Source organism: Enterobacter asburiae (assembly GCF_008080435.1).
Lineage (GTDB): Bacteria > Pseudomonadota > Gammaproteobacteria > Enterobacterales > Enterobacteriaceae > Enterobacter > Enterobacter asburiae_C.
On sequence record NZ_VRKN01000009.1, the window covers coordinates 15,255 to 34,056 of the forward strand.

The window sequence follows — 18,802 nt, forward strand, 5'->3', positions numbered from 1 at the left end:
ATTGCTTTGAGCAATCATGAAGTGCTGCTTCTTTAAATATATTTTTTCTATACATTTAAGAGCAAATGCTATATTTTTTAGTGCTAATACTGTTATAACATATAGGCTCATATATATCTTATTATGATTAAAAGAACAGAGATTGTTCCTTTTGGCTTTCCTCTAAAACATAGCAAATATCATTGTTAAAGTGTTAAATATATTTTACAGCGTTAGGGCGTAGCCGTGCGTCAGCACATGAGCTTCAGCTCATAGATGGTGGTGATTTTCAAAAAAAGATGTTAGTGAAATAGAAAGAGATGCTTCGCAATAAAAATAAATATTGCACTCAAAAAACTAATCATTTAAAATGTTGAAACCCTGTATGGCGATTATAAAAATCGCCCGGTTTCTTTTAATCCTATTAAGTATTATCTCTTACTTCTTGCAAAATTAAATTAAGAAAAAAACGGCCTGTAGCCCTTACGGCATAAGGTTTAGAACGAAAATATACGACTGACCGTACAGTCAGTGTTCCTGACTCTATAGTCAGTATTCCTGACTGCACGGTGAGCTTTCCTGACTTTGCAGTCAGTTTCTATGTCATTTTTAGCTTAAAAACGACAGTGCTTTAAAGTATCGTCACTGGAATAGTTGCGATTTTGAAAATATTTTCGCAAAAAAATATGCAAAAAACTTGATATCTTTTTTGTGCATGGTATTTAATTTATTATAAATAAAATAACAAGAGGTAATAATAAAATGAATGAAATAGACGTTGACTTGGATTTAGGATTAAATCCTTTTTGCTTTGAGACAGAGCTAAAGATTGAAACACGAAAGAAAAATCTGACCGTTTCAAGAGGCACAGAACTTATCGAAAAGAAAGACACTGGTAAAAGCTACTTCGCCAATATCGTCCATACACAAGAGGTCGATAAAGAAGAGTTCATTAAACTCTATACCTCTCAGATAAAAGCATACTTTGATCTCACGAAAACAGCATACAAAGTGTTTTTCATATTTTTACGAATATATCAGGATGCGATAGGCAAAGATCATTTCTACCTGAGCTGTAAAAAGGCAATGTCTCTTGCTGAAAAAATAGATCACTTTGTCTTGTCTGAATCTATCTTTTACAGAGGGATCAAAGAACTCATCGAAAAACGCATTATTGCTAAAACCAATGAGAAAAACTGGTATTTCATAAACCCTGCTATTGTCTTCAATGGTGATCGTGCTCGCTTTGTTTCAGAGATTATAAAAAAGAAAGAAGCAATGGAAGAACAACCCGAAAGCATAGTTGTCAATGGCGGCGGCAATAGCAAACTTAAAGACAAAAACAGGTCAATTGAAGCAGTCATGCAAGAAGTTAATAACCAAGAAGACATAGATTTGTTAATCGCAAGATTGCAGGCTAAAAAGTCTCAAGGGTTAGTGAAGAGTGAAAGTATAAATAAAATCCCTTCTGTAGAGAACACAAGTCTTGTGCCACCAGAAGAACCGTTAGATTGGGATAATATTTAGTGATCCATTAACGCGACTTCTCTGAACTTTTTATACACATATATTCATATTTTAAACGTTGGGATGTGCAAGATGAAATCCTTATTAAATTAAAAGAAGCCAGATAAACTGGCCTCTTCAGAGTATTGTAATAAATTTTTCGGAGTAATCATTTATTTACTTTTAAACAGTAATCAAAAATAAAGTCATTGTCAAATTAAATTATCGTTCTCTTGATTAATTCTATTTTATTTAATATATATTAATAAGGCATTGTATTTTTATTTAATCAGAAGAAGAAAATATGGTGAATAAAATGTAATAAATCAAAGGAGTATCACATGAATAAACTTAATAAAAACAAATGGCGAACAAATGTCTGTGTCCGCATTTTCAAAATAATCCTTCCCGCAACAATGTTAATTTCAGCAACCACAGCTAACGCAGCAGTCTGTAGCCCGGATGTCAGCTCATCATTAAAACAAGCGCAATATAACGCCATGAAGCAGGATGCGGCTCAGTTAGAGCCGGTAGCGAAGAATTTCATGGATAACATCAATCAGTCACTTGAGACGATTGGTTGTACGGACGCTTGGCCTGTGGGAAACCTCGGCATCAACCTGCCATCTGTGGATTCAATAATTAAAAAAACGAAGGAAGCAGCAATAAGTAAAGCCTGTTCGATTGCGAGAGAAAAAGTCACTCAACTGACCGGAAGTATATCCGAGAGTATTTCTATTGATATGCCCGTGATTGGGAATATCGCAAATGGAAGTGTTTCTACAGGAACTGGCTCTTCATCAGGATCGGGAGCAACCGTCAATGGAACCGATGTCTGGAGCAGCATCAGTAATTCAATGAAGTAAGAGACAAAGGAATGTAATGATGATAAATATAAATAAAAAAGAAGTATCGATATTATTAGCAATATTAGCTTTCCTGTTATTAACTCAGTCAGCTTATGCCGCAGATTTATTTACCGTCCCGGAGACAGACAAATCAAAGCTGTGGTTTCTGGATATCTTATTCCCGGAGAATTTAGCGGAAAGCCCCTTAGCCAGCACAATGACGATCCTCAACAGCGCTGTTTTACTGGTTGGTGGCATTTTAGCTGCCTACACACTGATTGCCGGAACCATGTCAACGGCACATGACGGAGAAATGCTGGGTAAGAAATGGTCTTCCATGTGGTTGCCCGTAAGAACTGCATTAGGCACGGCAATGATACTTCCGGCAGCAGGTGGTTTCTGTGCCGCTCAGGTTATGGTGCTGTGGATGATTAATCAGGGAGTCGGTCTGGCGGATACCGTCTGGAATACTTATGCCTCCAACCCCTCAGATGGAGCAGTTATCACAACATCAGCGTCTTATCAGGAACTTGACCGTATAGCGAAAACTGCTTTTATCAATAACGTCTGTATGTTGAAGGCAAGTGAGCTATGGAAGAAATCAGCAGCAGCCGATCCTTTTCCCCACGTTACGCCTGAGTTTGATATGACACTGGAGAAAGGTGCCTATTTATACACATACAGTTATGGAGCCAGCAATGCCGGTAATGATATGAATAAAAATTTACTGGTATCAAAGGCTGCCTGTGGAAGCATCACGCTTACAGACCCCAAGGCCAAAGCTTCTTATGATGAACGGGCTAAAGCTCAGGCTACCATTGCTGCTGGCGGCATGTATATGGCCTACATGCCACAGGATATAAAGACGAATATTTCAGATGTTATTGAGGCACACAATGCCGCATTCATCGGCCTTAATAACAGTATGAAAACGCTGGCTGAACAGTATGTCGCTGATAATAACATAGATATCCAGACCGGGATAAACAGCGCAACAGCCTCATATGTATCCATTATTGATACTGCAGTACGAACAGTTTTTTCCACTGGCGACCAGTGGGATGATTTCAAAGAGAATGTCCAGAAAGACGGATGGTTTATGGCTGGCGCATGGAGTATGAAACTGATCCGTGTGCAGGATGCGATTAATGGAGCTGCTCATAATCTTCCTGTAGCTGGACAAGCGACAATGGAATACGGCGATATATTCGATAACAGTCTGAACGCAATTATGGCAAAAGTGGCTCAGGATATGGCGAAATCAACGACAGCTTCAAGATATGCGAATGGTATTGATGCGCAAAACCGAACAGAAGCGAATACCAGTGGTAAAAGTGGCGCAGGTCCTAAAACGGATGATGCCGGGAAGATTGTTTCCTCTCTTCAGAGTGAAGCCAATAAGAGCATTTCTGGTGCAATGGCGGGTTTTCTCAGTTCCAGCGTTATTAATGGAAGAAAGCAAGGGAAAATTGTTTCATTTTCAACCGACACAACCGCTGCCAATTTACAGGCGATAAACCCGTTATTAGCCGTTAAAGGGCTTGGGGATACAATCAGTGCCGCTGGCTGGACGTTATTAGGAAGTTCTGCGGTTGTTGGCGCAGGTCTTGGCGCATGGACATCAGCGACTGCAAGCTGGGTATCAGGTGCATTTGGCGCTATGGGGATTGTTATGCCACTGGTTATCCCATTATGGATAGCTGGCGATACTTTAGCCGTCGTTATTCCTATGTTGCCTTACGTCATGTGGTTTGGTGTTTGTGTCGGCTGGATGATCCTGTGCCTTGAAGCAATGGTCGCAGCACCATTATGGGTAATAACACATTTACATCCAGACGGTGATGGCGTAGTGGGTCGTGGTGGCGCTGGTTATGGTCTGGTTTTATCGTTAACCATGCGTCCAGCGCTAATGATAACAGGATTAATAGCAGCCTATACGATGCTCCCTATCCTTGGTGGGATCGTCAATGAAACATTTTCCGGCGCGTTTGGCATGATGTCAGCCAATGCCGGGATAGGTATCATCGAGTCACTGGCGCTCATTGCTGTTTATATTGCGATGATGTTCACGGTAGTGAAGAAATCACTTTCACTGATTCACATCATCCCTGATGAAATTATGAAGTGGCTTGGTGTTCATGGTGGCCAGAGCATGTCGGGTTACGCACAGTCGGCATCAAAAAGTGTTGAAGGTGCTATGTTTACCAAAACCGTGTTGGATCAGGTTTCTCACGCCTCAAATGCGATGAGTAATCAGCTCAGGAATGCGCAAATCAACAAAGACCGTGAACAGCAACGTGAGCTTCAGCAGCATCAACAAGCTCAACAGGGGAAAGCACAGGCAGCTAATAAAGCCAATGATACGGGATCTGCATTCAGAACTCATATGAGTAATGCTGGCCCACTGGATCAGCAGGATGAATATCAGTCTCTTGAAAGTGCTAACTCGGCTTACAATGCGGCTGAGGCCGCAGATGCTGTTGGTGATACAGCAGGCGCAGCGGGTTATATGAATGTAGCTCAAAAGGCTGCTAACAGGGCTGTATCATTTGGTGAGCAGAACAGACCGTTACTGCCTATAAGTCTACAGGCCCAAGCTTCACCGATTGAAAGCTTTAAGGCTCCAGATAAAGGGAATGGTGGCGGATCTTCCGGTGGTAGTTCATCATCAAAAGAAGGTAATGATGGAATGTGATATTAAGAGGACTTCGGTCCTCTTTTTAATTGTTATCCTCTATACCATTTTTCCTACTGTCTTTTTCTAAATGAATGCCAGTGTTATCGAAATAGAAATGTTTAGAATGAATCGCTAACCAAAATTGTATATCTATGGAGATTGAGTTTGTAAGCATCTTTGATAGTATTTTTCTGATTATTGTATATGGTAATTTTGAATTTTGATCATAGATACAATCATAATACTTTAATCCTCCATAGCGGAAGAACCAATAATCCCTTATGCTACGTTTAGCCAATTTAATCGCATCGCAATTCCACCATGTATCCCAACGATATATCCATTCATCATTTAGTGCCCAACCATTAAAAAGATGATAGGTATGAGTGCTAAATGGCTTTGGGCTAATATTTTCTTTATTCATGACAAGACAATTTTTGAACGAATACTTCTCTATAGTGAACATGATACCTCCATCATTGGTGCTGATAACATTAATTTGGGGGATATTTGTTAAATGAACAACTATAGGAGTTTTATTTATATCTTCTAAACTAATCTCTTGTTGGAATCTGATCCCACATCCTTCGGCTTCAAATATTAATCTGAATGCAGAAATGTTGGATTTTTTCGTGCGAAAGGCGATTTTGGAACCTCCAGAAAAATTATCTGTTGAAGTGGAAAGGTATAATGAATATTCAATGTGTTCGTCTAAGGAATACCAATGAGTCCCCAGTAAGTGATCTTTAAGCCAAAGATCATGTGAGAACTGATATGTTCTTAACAAAAATAACCTAGTAATTATATTCCATAAGGGTTTAACGAGTTTTAAAAAACCTCCGACCAATGATATGCTAATCGACATATTAATCTCTCTGGACCGAATTATTAGCCCTTATCATACACAGAAAAAAAGCAAGATCAATTAGATATTTAAATAACACGTAATATTAATAGGATGCGATCCTCTTTTCTTGGATTGATATTTGACAGTCTATTATAAATTGATTATCTCCATAATGATATAACAAAAGGAGATGATAGATGAAGTTAGAATTTAGAGTTGGAGATAAAATACTGCTAGAACCAAAGTTTGATTTATATTCTTACAACGACCAACCAGACTTACTTATAGTGGATATTAAGGGGGTAAGTAGTGATAGGAAGACTGAATTTGAAGATTGTATAGATAGTAAAGACTATATTATAGCCATTGAAAATGGAGTTGTGGGTCTTCAGTTGGAAGATGTCATATATAGTTTTGATATGAAAAATTATATAATGGATTTTGTCTGTAAGCAGAAAGAAGATTTTTTCCATATATCATTTGTTTTTTTAGAACATGATGATAAGGTACGTAATGGTGAAATGACAATGATAAGGATGAAATCAGCATGAAGGTTGTTGGAAGAGGTATTCCGGCATTCAATACATTTATTGAGAAAAAAGATGGGGGCCAAAAGAAAAAATTTGATGAGAATAAGTTAGTTAAACTTAATATTAATGAGTCCACAAATACAAATGAATTATTAGATATTTTAAATGGTAATAGTAATATCATTTTTCCGAGTATAGATAAAACATTACCAATCATATTCTATGATTTTTCTGTATGGACTAAATTTAAAAGTCTACCTAATAAGTTTTTAGGAGGATTGGATACATCATATAAATCTAACAAAGAGTGTATCTACATCCTTGATAAAACATTCACAGCAGAACATGATTTTTATGATGGGCTAAATAAATATACAGAAAAGCCCATCGATATCAATATTGCTGCCAACATCACTTTGCTACATGAACTTGGTCATGCTGTTCACCATCAGACAGAAAAATTAAACGGTAGCTATCTTCATGAGGGAACAGAAGAGGCTAAGTTTATCAATGAATTAATGTCATTTGAAGAGTTGGTTATATCTCAGCATGAGTTCTCTGGGAAAATAGTAGAAACAGAAATGATCGCACGACAAGCTACACGCGAAGGTTATGCCGATCTATATTGTTGTATTCTTCTTGATAAATTATATGGAAGAGATAAAGCAGGATTCATTATCGAGGCTATTTCTGACTACATAGAAGCTATGAATGTGACAGAGCGATACTACACGCATGATAGCATTAATGCGTATTTAACATCTAAAAATAGCTTGTGTTTTAAAATTTTCAACGAAATTCATGGCTATATTTCAGATATTGTAAGTAAATGTGCAATTAAGAGTATAAATTCAGATTCTAGGAATTTTGTTTCGCATAGTAACTTTCTTGGCGTAATCAACAGTGTTTTTGGTATCAATGAAAATGATGTTAAACTAGCAGCTAAAAAGATAGAAGATAGATTTCCATTTATATGGGGGTATCGTGATAAACTTGTTCCTTGGCGTTTTGAGCACGGATACGAAGACGGAGAAAAATGGTTAGCTAACAGGGGCTTAAATAAAATGCAACGTGGTGTAAGGGCTGTAAAAGCAGTCATGGGAAATAAAGTGAATAACATAATTAATAATCATTATAGAAAAACTTCATTGATGATTTTATAAATCTGCGCTGTTTGATTTTTTTAATAACTACACACCTAAAAATCTATTCCAAATAATTAATTGTTTAAGCCAGTTTCTATTTTAATTATTTAACATTCTTTGGCATAATTGACAAGTTATTTTAAATTGATTAATTAGTAAATTGGGTGGTAACTAAAAGGAATGGTGATGAAAGTTAATAAATTTAAAGTCAATAAAGTAGAGGGGATATGTATAATATGTTTCACCATGTTATATGTAAACCCAGCAGCGGCTGTTTATCCAGTCACAAACTATACTCTGGATCCTTATTTAATGGGGCGTTCACCTCAATCTATGGGAAATGGTCTAATAGAGACACTGGTCTCTATGAATGATAAGCTGGCACAAGCAACCATAACAGCCAATGAGAATCAGAAGAATGCGGTTGTCAGTAATGCCAGTCAGGCTATCCAAGAACAGCGTATGAAAAATATCTTAAACAGAATACCTGATGCCAGCGCCTGTGAAGAAGTCACGAGCGCAGGTGGTCGTGGTGCAGCAGGATCGAATACAAGCTCAGCGAAAGAGGCTTTATCTGAAAACAGCGTTAAGATGTTTACGCAAGCAAATACCGGAATAAATGAGGCCAAGAAAAACATCATGGGCAGAGTATCAATAAATGTTTGCTCTGAAGATGATGTGAAATATAACAGAGGTGGGTGCAATACTATAGGTCAGTATCCTGATAAAGATAAGTCGGCATCAAGCCTAATTACACCACCATTATCTAAATCCGATGCATTGTCTAATAAGGTTTCGAATCAGTCCTATTCTGTTGAGCAGATTGAGGTTGCTGAAGCAGCAAAAAGAAATCTTATAGGGAACTTGCCCGTTGAACCATTGAAGAACAAAGGATTAGAAGACACAAATGAAGGTCGAGAATATTTATCTGCCTTTTCGAGCTTTGTCTCCAGAAGCACTGCTGGAACAAACGCCATTGATTCCGTACTGGCAATGAAAAAAGCAAGTAATGTATCAGTGAACTCCAGAGGAGCCAAAATAGGATCCACATTAGGTTCTACGCAGGGAGCAAACCTTGCTTGGTCAGATGCTTCCGTAAAAAACAAGTATGCGACCTTATTTCCCGGCACAACATTCCCGGATAATCCTTCAGAGTGGGAAATGTTAAGATATGAGATCTATTCACGCTATGCAGATACAACAGGCGCTGACGCTTGGCAGGTAAAAATCAGTAGTGCTGATGAAAAAGAAACTGCGCATGAGCAGGCAAGAATGCAGGCACTTGATTTAAGATTACAAATGCTTCAAATCGAAAGAACAGAAGACACAAATATTTTGCTTGCGGCTCTGTTAGGACAGCAACTGCAACCGGTTGATAAGCAAATGCTGAATAATTTAAAAACTAATGCTACAAGAGCGACTCAGGCAACAAAATAATTGAAAGTCATGGTAAAACCGCCAGCGATGGGCCAGCGGATTTGGTAGACATATGGTATGAAGATTACTTGATCTCGAAATCTTCCAGCGTCTTACCGGTTTCGAGCGCAGCAGCGATAGCACGAGGAGTTCGGCCCTGACCTGTCCATGTCTTTTCCGAACCATCGGTATCAACATATTTATACTTAGCAGGACGTGGGGCGCGTTTCGCTCCTGTCTTGGAAGAGGATGGGCTAACAGTTGAAAGCAACTCTGCCGGGTCTATGCCATCTTCCAACAACTTCTGACGGAATGCTTCCAGCTTGGCCTGTTTCTCTTCCTGCTGTTTTAGAAATGAGGCCTCTTCTTCACGACGTTCTTCTACAACGATAGTGAGTTTTTCTAACATCTCTTCCAAGGCTTCGAGTGTCAGTTCACGAGCCTGAGCGCGGAGAGTACGAATATTGTTGATGATCTTTAAAGCATCAGACATGCGATTTCCCTAATGTTTGTGGTAAAGAATACAAGCAATAACATCATAGTTTTAATCGTTCCTGTGCACAAAATCAATACATTATATGGTATAGACATTAGTTCCATCCTGAGTTCAAATTTTTTATTTGGGTTTGTGATTATCTTTAGCCGAGCGGGTTTCTTCAGGTGATATATTATCAATGCGATTTTTAAATTTCCTTGAAAATCTGTTTTTCTCAATGCATTTTTTCTCGGCCTCTTCCTGATTATTAATGTAGTATTCGATTGTATTGCCGTTATCCAAGTCATAAATGATAGAAATCAAGATATTAATATTCTCATCTCTACTGTCATGTGTAATGTCAAACTTAGATATTAGCTTTGATACAACAACGTAATTTGGATGCAAAGTAGTTGTCATGATGAGTATTCCATAAAATGGATGATTGATGTGTAGGCGTGTTTTTAGGAGATACAGCAGGTTAGTGTATTAATAAAATAAGTATAATGTAATGAACGAATAGTTAAATTCTTATTATGGTTTGTTTTTTACCTCTCTATTCGGAAATGGAAACTCAAGATAATCGTCAGCAAGATTATTATCTTTTATGGCATTCCACCATCTTTCTCTATAATCCTGTTGATTACATAAAATTCTTTGTCTTTGCATTTCATCAAGGATGAATTCCTTTTTATCCGGCCATTCCTCCTGAAGTCTGCGAACCGTTCTGAAGAGAATGTTTTTATGTAAAGCTACACGAAAGAAATTTTGTTTATATTCTTCAAGACGTTGCTCATAATCAGCCACAACCTTCTTATGGCTGTTGATTGTGTTATTCAACTGCATCTGTATTCTGCTAACCCTATCATTAGCCATAGATGCTTCAAACTGAGCCTGCTGAGAATCCAGCCTTGCCTCATTTGCTTGTCGGTAAGAATCTGCAATTTCTCTATTACGTTGTGCCGCATTGTAATCATAATTCCAAAATGGATTTTTTCCAGACATAAATGTACCTCGATATTAAATATTATATGTGTATATAATTAAACATTAATTCACTAAAAAGCAAATAATTCTATTAATTAATATCATTAGTCAGATATTTAATTTCCTTTTGTTTAATACTTCGTTTATGGGCCAAAGAAAATATGGTTATTAAATACTTCCACCCATTGCTCGCAAATATAATGTGCATGAGATGGAACCCTGAACGTCCAGACTGGTTTTAATACATCATCAGTCATAATACAGATCTCGGCATCATCGGATCTGCAATCAGGCAGCGAGTAGTTGATTTCCCTGATGTTGCTATATGGATATATAAATGTACTGTTCATATTTTTACGCAATGTCGAAGACATTACGTTTTTCTTTATATTATGGTTAAAGAGAAGAACCGAGCGTTGCATTAAATTAATGGTGAAGCCCGCCTGTTCGTATTCGTAAGACAAAGCAGCATTGCTGAACGAGTCAACAAAAGCGATTTTTTGATCTTTTTCGAAGATTTCCATGCTCATCCCTCGCTGTTTTACTGCTTTATCTCAGCCCAGCATAGTCGCCAGTGCCAGCATACTCAAGCAAAATGATCTGTAAAATCGATCGATAAATTTATATTGATAGTTTTTGTCGATTAAAAGCGAGCTATCGATCGATCTTTTAATTGATTTAATCGATCGATGTGTTAATTATGATAGCTTGTAACTATCATTTGTTTTGTATCGATCGATTTAAACGATGTGACGAACACTAAAAATAATTCAATTCTATCAATTGATTAGACGATAACTCCTGATCTATAGGTCAGTGCGCCGGGATTGGGGTATACGAATCTGACTAAATCCTTGAGGAATAAATGAAAGGACATAACTTCTTACCACTGGCGGTCTCTCTGGTGTTTCTTTCTGGCTGCCAGCAGCTCAACGATGGCGTGAATACAGTTAATGGGGCAATCAGTTCTTCGTTGTCTACAGTAGGTAAAGCGCTGGGGGGAACCGCCTCCACTCAAAGCCTTGGCCCGGAATCACCTGTGTCTGGCCTTGGCCCTGTCTGCAAAGACTATGAAGAAAACGCAATGGCAGCAGAGAAAAAATGGACGGGCAAAAGGATCGCTATCACCAATGCCACTGTTCTGGAAGTTACGAAGGGCAGAAGTGCCAGCGATATGATGACGGGAATGCCCAAATCTAACCCTAACTATTATCTGCTCTTTAAAACAGCCGATACAAGCTACTGCGGCGGGATGGTCTGGCTGGATTACTACTCTGGTATTGATGATGCAGTTCTTACCTATAAGAAAGGGCAGAAAGTCAGCGTCACTGGAACGGTAAACAATTTCGAAGTCCGTGGGTTCGCTACCGTCAACAACGCAGATATGCCAGTCCGTCTGGTTGTTCTAAGAAACGGTACGATTAACCATTAACTCTGGGATAACACGATGCGTAAATTTTTACTCGTGGCAGGTCTTGCTGCTCTTTTATCGGGATGCGGTGATAAAAGCGATTTTGAGAAAGCGATCAACGAGAAAATATCACAAGCAAAGCTTTGCTACTCGCTGCAGGACAATGACTTTGCATTCAATAAAGGTTTTCCAATTAAGGTTAACCGTGGCTACCGTTCTGCCGGATACAGTACCAGTGATGAAATCTTAAAAGGTCTGGCTAATCAGGGACTGCTTGATGTTTCTCAACAAGCTAATGGTTTCAGTAGTGTCGATGTTCTGGAAGTAACAGACAAAGGCCAAGAGGTTGAGTTTTGGGACCGTGAGAAAGGTGCCTGTGTCGGTCATCGGGCAGTTGCTGAAATCAAGGAATGGACCGAACCGGGAAACCGTAATCAGAAAGTTGTTCGCGTGTCTTATACATGGAAGTTGGCGGATGTTCCTTCATGGGTGGACAAAAAAGCGTTCTCTAGCGTCAAGGGCATGAATGAACCTGAAGATGGCCTGATTAATCTTGTTAAAACCAGCAATGGCTGGAAAGCGATTTAAGGGGGATATTATGGAAAACAATACAATTCAGTGTCCGTTTTGCCTGAAAGAGAGCCAGCGCGGTGTGCATGTATGCACAGGCTGCATGGCGACTGTTTTATATGGGGCTTATCCGCAGTGGTATGCTGCCGTAGCTATCTTACTGACATTTGGCCTGTCTATCCTGATCGGAATGTCTACAGGCATCGCGGGTGCTACTATCAGCCTACCAATAATTGCTATTATCAGTTTTGTTGCTGGCAAGGCGATCTTCTCTGACAATGTGGTGTTCAGGCGAAGAATGTAATGATTAGTTTTAAATTACATTAAAAATAATTATGTCAATAAATAAGGCAGCTCACTTTCAGTGAACTGCCTTATTTTAATTTAACGTAAGGATTCGCATGTTGATATTAACGTTTTAGCATATGAAAAAGCGGCTTCTCTCACTGCTAGTTCTGTGAAAGCAAACAACCAAACAACGGTCATACATAAGGAAAAAACAACTGTTGACCATTCACCAATATTGAATATTGATTCAATGCTATGGCTTGTTTCTATCCGAACATTCCAAGTTTGAATATTAGTTCTTACAAAGACCCACAGTAAACATATAAGGCTAATTACTATACCTATAACTTTCAGACCATATCCATTTCGACGAAATCCATAACTTATATTATCATTGAAAAGTAACGGGTATTTATTCTTGTCCCTTGTCGCATTTCTTAAAAAATTACCTGCGGCTGTATATATAGCATCAGCGCTGATGGGATCTTTATCTTCATCTCTTAGGGTGGGGAACTGTTGACCCATTTTGTTTGATAATATCTGGTGATAGCGAACAGTAGATATTGCATCAAAAGAATCATCATTATGCCGCAGTACTTGAGTTGATGGAATTCCTCCCCATTTTTTCCAGAGTTTTTTTTCCTTCATCTTTCCTCTACGCCTTGCTATATCGGAGAGTAAAAATAATCCACCGCACGAAAGTACCGAGATAAACCCTAGATGAAGTAAAGCTAAATTCTCTTGGTAGAGAGTCAAGACCATCACAACAAATGGTAAAATAGCAATAAGTGATGGATATAGGCGAGCATTACGTTCATATGGGTCAGTAAACTGGCTCAATGCTTTAACAAAAGATGTTGAGTTTAAGGAGTCAGTCATTCTTCTGCCTCAGTAGGATCATCATAAAAAGGAACGTATTCGAGTGGAACCCATCCATCACGTGCCTCCATGTTATAGTGATAGCGGATAGATTGACCTTTAGTTTTAGCGACTTCAAAACCTCTTCGCACAAACGCATTGGTTACAACTTTCTTAGGGTGAGTCGGAGCCTCTTTACCTACGGAAACGTAGGCCTTTCGGGTAGGATTTTGTCCTCTGCTTGATAATGGTTTTCCAATAATTAAATCTAATGTTTCTGTTGATACGTTGTGGCGACCACCGTGATGAGGGATCTGAACGAAAAATACTTCTTGGGGTAAATCAATACCTGAACCTTGTGCAAAGACAGCCGCTTCACGCAAAGATTTAATTCCAGCATCTCCTGTAAGCAAAAAACCTTTTTTATTTACTTTTGCAAATAAAATCGCGCTACTTTCATTTTCAGCAGAGGTTTTAACTGTTTCAGGGAGATATTCAAAATTCCATTTATCTACAAAAGAAGCAGCTAGACTTTTAATCTTATCATTAAAAGATTCCATACCTTCAACAATCACATTTGATTTTTTCTGTTCAGGCGATTTTTCGAATTCAGGAATCAATTCGCTAGTATAGCGAGCACGCAGTGGCGATAAAACTTTAAAAATACCTATCTGGCAATCAGCAAAAGGTTCAATAATAGGTATGTCCCTTTCTTCAGCTATTTTTTCTAGAGCATAAGCAGCTGACATTTTATCTTTTAATCTTTCAGCCAAACTATTGTCTGTTATTCTGCCATCATGAAAGAAATCACGTATTTCTGCGCTATGGGCCCAAGGACGATGCATCCATAGTTCTCCTACAGACATGTTCTCAAGCACATAGGCCAAGCCACCAGCATGATCATTGTCGGGATGAGAATTTACCACATAGTCAATATAATCCACACCGTAATATTTTTGTATATGTGCAACAATTTCCTTGCCGTAATCTTTGGTTCCCCCGTCATAAACCATCACTTTATATTCGTCATTCTCTCTCCAGCGAATAACGATCGCATCACCACTACGCTTGTTTTCGCCCACAGGCAAGAAGTCAACCTCGATACCATCTTTCATGAAAATCCTTATAAAAACTGTTGTTAATTGTCTTAAACTATGTAAGCCACGGTAAAATCATGGCTTATGCCTTATTCAGAAGATAGATATAGTCTAAATCTGAAAAATCAATAGGGCGATGAGTTCATTTTTTTATGGTTTTAGCCTGTGGTTCATACCTGAGCTTAAGGTATGGCGATCTCCTGCCAACTGAGAGCGTTGGTATGTAGTCAAGTTCACTATCAGGCTGTGCTGTTTTAACCAGACGGCTTGGAAAGCGCCTGACCTCATCGGGTGTAGGTTTGTAGTCATCCTTGTTAAATCTGGCTTGTCTTTCATACTCAACGCGTGATACATAGATGCCCTGAACCTCGTCAAAGACGTAGTTTTCAGCAATACGTTTATCATGTTCTTCACTGATAAGATCAATTTGGGATTTGTTTGTTTTAGCCCATACAAACTTCTGCTTGAAAAAATCTATGACAAGAGTTGTGAAGCGTTTAAAAATATTATCCTGACGGTGGAATAGCCTGTGTCCTCTTAACACGTTCAGGGGCGCTTCTGGATGCCCTGTTTGGGTTTTGAGAGGAGGATGTTTTCAGGATAGTATTTGTTCCAGAATCAGAAATACTGACTGATGGTTTCTTACCAGCAACGACCTTACTGACTTTTGTTTTATCACGGTAAGATTTAACGCCAAGCATACGAGTATGAGGAGTTGGTGCTACCAATACAGGTCTTTGATTCTCATCAGTAGAAGAGCCGGGGTGTGTTTTAGGTAATACAATCTCTTCTGGTTCAGCAAGATGTGTAATCGTAAAGCTTCTGACATCAACGACGATTTCAAGATCAAGTTCGCTGAATGTTTTGTAGACTTCAACTGCTTCCTGCTTGGCAGCATCACGAACAGCTTGTTCTGTGGCTCTTTGTTCCTGAGCCGCCTTACTACGCCATTTGGCACTGTGGATACGTTTCATTGCAGGGCGGTTCGTTTCAGTGGCTTTAGCAAGCCATAGCGCTTTTTCTTCATTATCTAAAGCTACTGCTGCTTTTTCTAAAGCTTCCTTGTGCTGGGCCTGAAGGGAACGATGATCAATACGTTCTGACGAACCAGCGGCAGCAAGGTAGCTGTTAGCCATAGCTGACCATGATTCACGCCATAAAACAGACATTTTTCTGTCGTTCCAGCTCCTTTCCTTTTTACCAAAACCTTCTGGTCCTATAGTTTTTAATGTCAACATAACGTGAGCATGTGGGTTGTCGCTATCAAGATCATGAAAAGCGATGTCGGCAATCATGCCTTTATCAACGAAATTTTTCTGGCAATACTCAAGGACAAGTTTTTTCTTGTTGTCATTGTTTAACTCGGCAGGAATAGCAACATCGAAATAACGAGCTGTTTGACCATTTTGCTGACGCTCGACTCGTTCAACTTCATTCCACAATGCTGTAGAATCTTTAACAATATGTTCTGGAGTATTAACAGGTGCTAATATGAAATGCCCGTACAAATCAGTACGGCGACTATAATCATAGGTATCACCTGTTCTTTCATCTGTGATTCTGCAACGAGCATGATAGGCAGCTTTCGCAACGGAAGATTTGCCCTCACTTCGTTTCACAATTTTAAAATCAAGATGAAAAATAGCCATACAATAAAAATAACCTCAATATAAATTTAAATATCAAACCAAAATATAAATCTCCAATGCGACTATGCTGGTTTTAGTTTTTCGCAAGAAAAACTCTGGTGTTGACGTTGACCTTGTTTCCGAAGGAAACGGTGTTAGCCTGCGGCAGGCAACCGTCGGTAGACCCCACACGCTCACGAAGTGAGTGTATAGGTGGGCATTGCTTTATTTTTATATCTCCTAAAGGAGCTAAAAATAACGACAATGTTTTAAGTTTTTCTATACTTAAATAATAACGCTAGTTTTAGGGGTTGTGAAATTAATAGGGGCAAAATCGGATAAGCGGTTGAGGTAGAGTAATAATATTAAATATTGGGTTTTTGGATAGTGCCCGAAAGGGCAAAATTAGTGTTTTCTCTCCCGCCGTAAGGTGGGAACGCGGAATTTGAGGTTAAATAGTGAAAATAAAAGATGCTTTAATGTGTCGTACAATTCATAGGTTAAGGTCAAAAATCAGAGGTTAAAAACAACAGGTAAAATGTTTTTCATTGATTTGATAAAATAAGTAACGCGGAGAGTATGTTATCCTTTTTATGGGTTTTATTTGGCAGAGATCTTTTCCCCGATTGACAGTTAAGCTATTCTTTGAAGAAACAATTGTCGCAGTGGTGTTTCTTTAATGACAATATCACCTTTCACAGTCAAAATACTTATTTCGATTAATGGTCGTAGAACCTCGATGATTATATGCCTTCTAAAAATAAGATGGCGATGAGGTAATTGAACGGTTTTTTTATTGGCAATTGCTTCTGCTTCTAAAGATATAAATTCAGGATCGAGAGGTAGGATGTCACTCATCTCATCAAATATGTTATAAACTGTAATGCTGCTTCCAGTTGATGCATTATCTATTATATTAAGCATGATGCTTATTACTAAAATTGACCATCTCTGGAACATCCAAAGGCTGGGTGATTCTTTCATTTCTTTGAGCATTTTAGGTAATTTTGGCCACTTCTTCTGTATGCTTGGTGTAAATAGGTCATTGCTTATAAGCCATTTGCTCCATGTGTTATAGTCTCTATTGAAGAGTTCATCTGTCATGTCTAAATACTCATATGAGCGATTTTTTAATCTATTGCTCATATAAATTGTTTGGGAGTTTATATGTATATTTTCTTTACATGTTTTAATGAACTGAGACCGTACTCGTTTTTTTTCTTTTTCAAGTGATGGATATTTCAACCAGCGCCATTGAGGTTTGTTACTATCTTCAGGATAGAATCTTATAATTACACTTCCATCAAAATCATCCATTAGATTCAAATCAAATTCATTTAGTAAATATATTATCCATATATGAAATTCTTTCCCTTTATGCAAGGTGTCTCCACGTAGGATAAAACAAGCATCGTTTTTTTGTATAAGCGATAGTTTATCAACGGCGCGATTCTTCTTTGCGTACAGGCAGAGGCTTTCAGTAAAAACCTCATTAGATTCTTCATAAGTTATAATCTCATGAATACTTGGCAGGAATATGGTTCTATTTTTCATTGTTTTGTTGATTGAATTTAGTGTGTTTTTTAATCTTATTGAACGTCTTTCATTTATTTCTTTTTCGACAGCTAACTCATGGCATTCAATCGCTTTAATACACTCAGAGTAATAAAACCATTCATTGGGTACTTGATTGTTTTTAATACGTTGATGCCATTCTTCTATCTCGATATCTTCAGAGTATTCGAACACTAACTCTACTGAATTTATTTTGTTATTTTTAAAGTAACGTACTTTTTCAGGTTCGCATTTATGTGTTACGCAGATCTCGACGATGTATAATCCAGTATCTGTGTTAAGGCAGACATCTGACACATAGTTTCCAATTCTGTGTTCTAAGGATGCGGAAAGTATTTTTGTTTTTATTAGTGGTGTTTTTAGCGTGTGGTTCTTATACACAAAAGTCATTTGAGGTATTGTTAATAGATCTAAGCCAATAAAATAATGTTGCATTGCTAAATGCAACTGTGTCATTCGGCAAGCACGATTCTCGATAAGATTCCTATGGGCGAAATGATGTTTTTTTAATTTCCCACCATTGCGAGCAATTAGTTCATCATTACATGACTTACATATGCAATTACACTTAGCTCCATTAGGAACATCATCAATATGCATAATCTGTTTTGTTTCTTTTTCCACTGCATATTCAATGATCAATACAAACTCCATTTCTTTACTATGACTGACTTATCTAGATTAAATCCTTGGATTATGTATGTCTACTGCATAAGGTAAAGCCATCCTTGGTTTTCTTGCCTTTATGTGATGTGGGCAAACTCAAATGGCCTGACCATGTCATTAATATTGGCACCTAAATAGATGCGCGGGATAGCAATCCATTTACAGCGTAAGGCTTTGGTGCTGTTTTCTCTGTCTGCCACGCTGTATCAGGTCCACGATGTATGCCTTTATGCAACATGTTACATGCCAGTCAGCGTAAGTGTAGCGATATTAGATGCAGCTATTTAGATAACAAATCC

Annotated in this window: 17 protein-coding genes and 1 pseudogene; 9 read left to right on the forward strand and 9 right to left on the reverse strand. The window is 38.3% G+C overall.

Annotated features, from left to right (window positions below; translation table 11 throughout):
• The first annotated feature begins 741 nt into the window (after positions 1 to 741).
• From FU672_RS16795 to FU672_RS16805, 3 genes are all read left to right on the forward strand, one after another.
• Positions 742 to 1,506: a hypothetical protein gene (locus FU672_RS16795; RefSeq protein WP_148244116.1), complete on the forward strand. Its 765-nt coding sequence runs from the start codon at positions 742 to 744 to the stop codon at positions 1,504 to 1,506.
• Positions 1,507 to 1,826: 320 nt separating this feature from the next.
• Positions 1,827 to 2,351: a hypothetical protein gene (locus FU672_RS16800; protein ID WP_102351121.1), complete on the forward strand. Its 525-nt coding sequence runs from the start codon at positions 1,827 to 1,829 to the stop codon at positions 2,349 to 2,351.
• 16 nt (positions 2,352 to 2,367) lie between these two features.
• Positions 2,368 to 5,028 (forward strand): DotA/TraY family protein, encoded by a 2,661-nt coding sequence (locus FU672_RS16805; RefSeq protein ID WP_148244117.1) that lies wholly within the window; start codon positions 2,368 to 2,370, stop codon positions 5,026 to 5,028.
• A 25-nt stretch (positions 5,029 to 5,053) separates the two neighbouring features.
• On the opposite strand, the gene FU672_RS16810 is transcribed toward FU672_RS16805, so the two are convergent.
• Positions 5,054 to 5,875: a hypothetical protein gene (locus FU672_RS16810; protein WP_148244118.1), complete on the reverse strand. Its 822-nt coding sequence runs from the start codon at positions 5,873 to 5,875 to the stop codon at positions 5,054 to 5,056.
• A 179-nt stretch (positions 5,876 to 6,054) separates the two neighbouring features.
• On the opposite strand from FU672_RS16810, the gene FU672_RS16815 reads away from it, so the two are divergent.
• The 3 genes from FU672_RS16815 (at position 6,055) to FU672_RS16825 (ending at position 8,969) form a co-directional block, all read left to right on the forward strand.
• A complete protein-coding gene (locus FU672_RS16815; RefSeq protein ID WP_148244119.1) occupies positions 6,055 to 6,408 on the forward strand; it encodes a hypothetical protein in 354 nt (117 codons plus the stop codon).
• Positions 6,405 to 7,550 carry a hypothetical protein gene (locus FU672_RS16820; protein WP_148244120.1) on the forward strand — a complete coding sequence of 382 codons (1,146 nt, stop codon included), beginning with the start codon at positions 6,405 to 6,407 and terminating at the stop codon, positions 7,548 to 7,550. The genes FU672_RS16815 and FU672_RS16820 overlap by 4 nt, the downstream gene beginning before the upstream one ends.
• A gap of 168 nt (positions 7,551 to 7,718) precedes the next feature.
• Positions 7,719 to 8,969: a conjugal transfer protein TraW family protein gene (locus tag FU672_RS16825; protein WP_148244121.1), complete on the forward strand. Its 1,251-nt coding sequence runs from the start codon at positions 7,719 to 7,721 to the stop codon at positions 8,967 to 8,969.
• Positions 8,970 to 9,033: 64 nt separating this feature from the next.
• On the opposite strand, the gene FU672_RS16830 is transcribed toward FU672_RS16825, so the two are convergent.
• The 4 genes from FU672_RS16830 to FU672_RS16845 all read right to left on the reverse strand — a co-directional run bounded on the left by FU672_RS16830 (position 9,034) and on the right by FU672_RS16845 (position 10,934).
• A complete protein-coding gene (locus FU672_RS16830; RefSeq protein ID WP_148244122.1) occupies positions 9,034 to 9,441 on the reverse strand; it encodes an H-NS family histone-like protein in 408 nt (135 codons plus the stop codon).
• 123 nt (positions 9,442 to 9,564) lie between these two features.
• Entirely contained in the window at positions 9,565 to 9,843 is a 279-nt protein-coding gene (locus FU672_RS25150; protein ID WP_262349024.1) for a hypothetical protein, read from the reverse strand.
• A gap of 114 nt (positions 9,844 to 9,957) precedes the next feature.
• Positions 9,958 to 10,428, reverse strand: a complete 471-nt coding sequence (locus FU672_RS16840) for a hypothetical protein (protein WP_148244123.1) — start codon at positions 10,426 to 10,428, stop codon at positions 9,958 to 9,960.
• Between the two features lie 125 nt (positions 10,429 to 10,553).
• Positions 10,554 to 10,934, reverse strand: a complete 381-nt coding sequence (locus tag FU672_RS16845) for a hypothetical protein (protein ID WP_262349025.1) — start codon at positions 10,932 to 10,934, stop codon at positions 10,554 to 10,556.
• A gap of 341 nt (positions 10,935 to 11,275) precedes the next feature.
• Between FU672_RS16845 and FU672_RS16850 the strand changes: the two genes are divergently transcribed.
• Genes FU672_RS16850 through FU672_RS16860 form a run of 3 tightly spaced genes read left to right on the forward strand, consistent with a single transcriptional unit; the run spans position 11,276 to position 12,695 of the window.
• Positions 11,276 to 11,842, forward strand: coding sequence for a hypothetical protein (locus tag FU672_RS16850; protein WP_148244125.1), 567 nt, complete (start codon positions 11,276 to 11,278; stop codon positions 11,840 to 11,842).
• Positions 11,843 to 11,857: 15 nt separating this feature from the next.
• Positions 11,858 to 12,409: an SEN1982 family lipoprotein gene (locus FU672_RS16855; protein WP_148244126.1), complete on the forward strand. Its 552-nt coding sequence runs from the start codon at positions 11,858 to 11,860 to the stop codon at positions 12,407 to 12,409.
• A 10-nt stretch (positions 12,410 to 12,419) separates the two neighbouring features.
• Positions 12,420 to 12,695: a hypothetical protein gene (locus FU672_RS16860; RefSeq protein ID WP_148244127.1), complete on the forward strand. Its 276-nt coding sequence runs from the start codon at positions 12,420 to 12,422 to the stop codon at positions 12,693 to 12,695.
• An 80-nt stretch (positions 12,696 to 12,775) separates the two neighbouring features.
• On the opposite strand, the gene FU672_RS16865 is transcribed toward FU672_RS16860, so the two are convergent.
• From FU672_RS16865 to FU672_RS16880, 4 genes and pseudogenes are all read right to left on the reverse strand, one after another.
• Positions 12,776 to 13,558 (reverse strand): hypothetical protein, encoded by a 783-nt coding sequence (locus FU672_RS16865; protein WP_148244128.1) that lies wholly within the window; start codon positions 13,556 to 13,558, stop codon positions 12,776 to 12,778.
• Complete coding sequence (locus FU672_RS16870; RefSeq protein ID WP_148244129.1) at positions 13,555 to 14,652, reverse strand: ComEC/Rec2 family competence protein; 1,098 nt, start codon at positions 14,650 to 14,652, stop codon at positions 13,555 to 13,557. Before FU672_RS16870 ends, FU672_RS16865 begins: the two co-directional genes overlap by 4 nt.
• Before the next feature lie 124 nt (positions 14,653 to 14,776).
• A pseudogene (gene mobQ, locus FU672_RS16875) lies at positions 14,777 to 16,283 on the reverse strand (MobQ family relaxase).
• Positions 16,284 to 16,895: 612 nt separating this feature from the next.
• Positions 16,896 to 18,479, reverse strand: a complete 1,584-nt coding sequence (locus FU672_RS16880) for a competence protein CoiA family protein (RefSeq protein WP_148244130.1) — start codon at positions 18,477 to 18,479, stop codon at positions 16,896 to 16,898.
• Between the last annotated feature and the right edge of the window lie 323 nt (positions 18,480 to 18,802).